Origin of the sequence: Acinetobacter lwoffii (assembly GCF_024129735.1) — a bacterium.
GTDB classification, from domain to species: domain Bacteria; phylum Pseudomonadota; class Gammaproteobacteria; order Pseudomonadales; family Moraxellaceae; genus Acinetobacter; species Acinetobacter lwoffii_H.
Genome location: NZ_JAMXXK010000093.1, coordinates 1 through 3,213 on the forward strand (window position 1 = coordinate 1; position 3,213 = coordinate 3,213).

Annotated in this window: 1 protein-coding gene and 1 pseudogene; both read left to right on the top strand. The window is 40.4% G+C overall.

Going from position 1 to position 3,213, the window contains the following annotated elements; genetic code table 11:
- Nucleotides 1-155 precede the first annotated feature (155 nt).
- A pseudogene (locus tag NI469_RS15540) lies at nucleotides 156-302 on the top strand (IS256 family transposase); the annotation flags it as partial.
- 42 nt (nucleotides 303-344) lie between these two features.
- Nucleotides 345-3,011, top strand: coding sequence for an excinuclease ABC subunit UvrA (locus tag NI469_RS15545; protein ID WP_180087647.1), 2,667 nt, complete (start codon nucleotides 345-347; stop codon nucleotides 3,009-3,011).
- The last annotated feature ends 202 nt before the right edge of the window (nucleotides 3,012-3,213 follow it).

Genomic DNA, 3,213 nt, shown 5'->3' on the forward strand with positions numbered 1-3,213 from the left:
ATAATCTTTTTCAGATTCAATCAATAATTGAACCGCTCTTTCTCTGATTTCAGGGGTATATTTTAATTTTGTCATCGGGACACTACGCTTCGCTACGTCTTGCGAAGCAATGCTTCTCATCTCAGAATATTGACTCTCCGACAAACCCGGTACGGTTCACTTCTGATGATTCAGTGAAAAGGGTCATTTATTTAGCAACTTCAAATGCTGCTAAAAAATGGACCATGCCAACTCAAAATTGGCGTTTAGCAATGAATTGGTTTACGATTCAGTTCGATGATCGATTAAAAGATCATTTATAAAAAATGAGACTTACACAAAATAATTTACAGGCTCGTAGAAACATGAAAATACATTCTTTTGGTGAACACAATAACATTACTTTATCTAATAATTGTATTGAAGTTCGAGGTGCACGTGAGCATAACCTTAAGGATGTAGATGTTTCTATCCCAAGAAATGCACTTGTTGTTTTCTCAGGTGTATCGGGTTCAGGAAAATCATCACTTGCTTTTGGAACTATTTTTGCTGAAGCACAAAGAAGATATTTCGAATCTGTTGCACCTTATGCAAGACGCTTAATAGATCAGGCCGGAGTACCAGATGTTGATGCTATTGATGGTCTACCACCAGCAGTAGCATTGCAACAACAACGTGGTGTAAGTAATACCCGTTCTTCTGTTGGAAGTGTAACAACTTTATCAAGTCTCGTGCGAATGATTTATTCGCGTGCTGGTGCATATCCTGCCGATCAGCCAATGTTATATGCCGAGGACTTTTCACCGAACACTCCTCAAGGTGCTTGTCCTACCTGTCATGGTTTAGGTCACATTTATGAAGTTACAGAATCGACAATGGTTCCTGACCCAACACTCAGTATTCGTGAGAGAGCTATCGCATCATGGCCACCTGCTTGGCACGGGCAAAACTTACGCGATATCCTAGTAACCCTAGGGTATGATGTTGATCGACCATGGAAAGATTTACCGCAATCGGATAGAGACTGGATTTTATTTACTCAAGAAACCCCAACAGTTCCTGTCTATGCTGGTTTAAGCCCCGCTGAGACTCAATCTGCACTTAAACGTAAACTAGAACCCAGCTATATGGGCACTTTCACTGGTGCTCGTCGCTATGTCCTTCATACTTTTGCTAATACCCAAAGTACGTTGATGAAAAAACGTGTTTCACGTTTTATGGAAGGAAAAATATGCCCTTCCTGTCATGGTAAACGCCTTAAACCAGAAGCCTTATCTATTACCTTTGCTGGAGTAGATATTGGTGAGTTTATGCAACTTTCTTTGGATAAGTTAACTTGCCTGCTTGAGCCCATTGTTCTAGGCAATTTCGACGCTCATGATGCTGGAGAAAAGACTAATAATAAAGTAACCCAACTTGATAGATCTGAACGAGCAACAACAGGTAGAGCAGTGCATTCTGTATCTCCAGATGTAAGACGTACGTCAGCACTTTCAGATGAAAAGAAAATTGCTGCGCAGCGTTTAGCAAATGGTGTGGTGGGGCGTTTAAATCAATTACGCCAGTTAGGTCTTGGTTATCTAACATTAGATAGAGCCACACCGACTCTTTCAGCGGGAGAGTTACAACGTTTGCGGTTAGCAACACAATTAAGTTCTATGCTATTTGGTGTAGTTTATGTACTGGATGAACCGTCTGCTGGATTACATCCTTCAGATAGTCAGTCATTATATGATTCTCTCGATAAATTAAGAGACGCTGGAAACTCCGTATTTGTTGTAGAGCATGATTTAGAGCTCATGCGTCGTGCTCAATGGTTAGTGGATGTTGGACCAGATGCAGGAGAGCAAGGTGGTAATATTTTATATAGTGGAGTACCTCAGGGTTTAAGTGAGATTTCAGCTTCACGTACTGCAAGTTATTTATTTAATAAAATCCCAGTTACTCAAAGTTATGGACGTACACCCTCTGGTTGGCTTGAACTTAACAATATTTACCGACATAACCTGCATAATATTGATGCTCGTATACCTCTTGGTGTACTTACAGCAGTTACAGGTATTTCAGGTTCAGGTAAATCTAGTCTCGTTTCTCAAGCTTTACCCGAGTTAGTACTTTCATATTTAGGCAATGAATCTGAAACTGAAAACAATAATGAAAATAATCCTTTAAATGAAGGAATGTTGGTTACCGAGGTTACACAGGGTTCTCTGGCTGGTGATGTGGAGGCTATACAGCGTCTGGTACAGGTTGATCAAAAACCAATTGGCCGTACTCCACGTTCTAATCTGGCAACTTATACGGGTTTATTTGATCATGTTAGAAAGTTATTTGCTGGGACTCCTGAAGCTCGCCAAGCTCATTATGATGCTGGACGTTTTTCGTTTAATGTGGCTAAAGGGCGATGTGAAACTTGTGAAGGTGAAGGCTTTGTCAGTGTAGAATTATTGTTTATGCCAAGTGTATATGCCCCTTGTCCGACATGTCATGGTGCTCGATATAATGATGACACTCTGAAAATTCGCTGGAATGGACGTAATATTGCTGAAGTATTAGGAATGACCGTCAATGAAGCACGTGATTTTTTTGATGGAGAGGTCTCGATTGCTCGTTCACTACAATTATTAAAGGAAATTGGCCTTGGTTATTTACGTTTAGGGCAACCAGCGACTGAACTATCTGGTGGAGAAGCGCAACGTATTAAATTGGCGACCGAGCTGCAACGCAATCAGCGTGGAAATACACTGTATATACTTGATGAGCCAACTACAGGTTTGCATCCATCAGATGTAGATCGATTGTTAGTTCAATTGCAGCGATTAGTCGATGCGGGTAATACCGTGGTTATGATTGAGCATGATATGCGTGCCGTTGCACAAGCAGATTGGGTGATTGATGTGGGACCAGGTGCTGGAAATGCTGGTGGGAATATTGTTGTGGCAGGAACACCAAAACAAATAACAGAAAATCAAGATAGCCGTACTGCTCCATATTTAGTTAATGAGTTAGTGAGTCGTGATACTAAACATTGATATTGCGAGTGGGTAGAATAAAACCTTAAATTAAAAGCCTGTAAAATCAATCAGATATTTTTTGTTTTAGGTGGTGTGTGAGCATGAAATCTAAAATTTTTTTCAACTAAGGGCTTTGTTGCACAAACCTATCTGTAAAGGCTTTTTCAGCGATATAATTTTCAAATGAAGAAGCCTACACACAAAATCTACCGCACAACCA

Bases quoted from the DNA above. Each gene is read 5' to 3' on its own strand.
- NI469_RS15545 (WP_180087647.1), top strand. From the start codon at position 345: ATGAAAATACATTCTTTTGGTGAACACAATAACATTACTTTATCTAAT.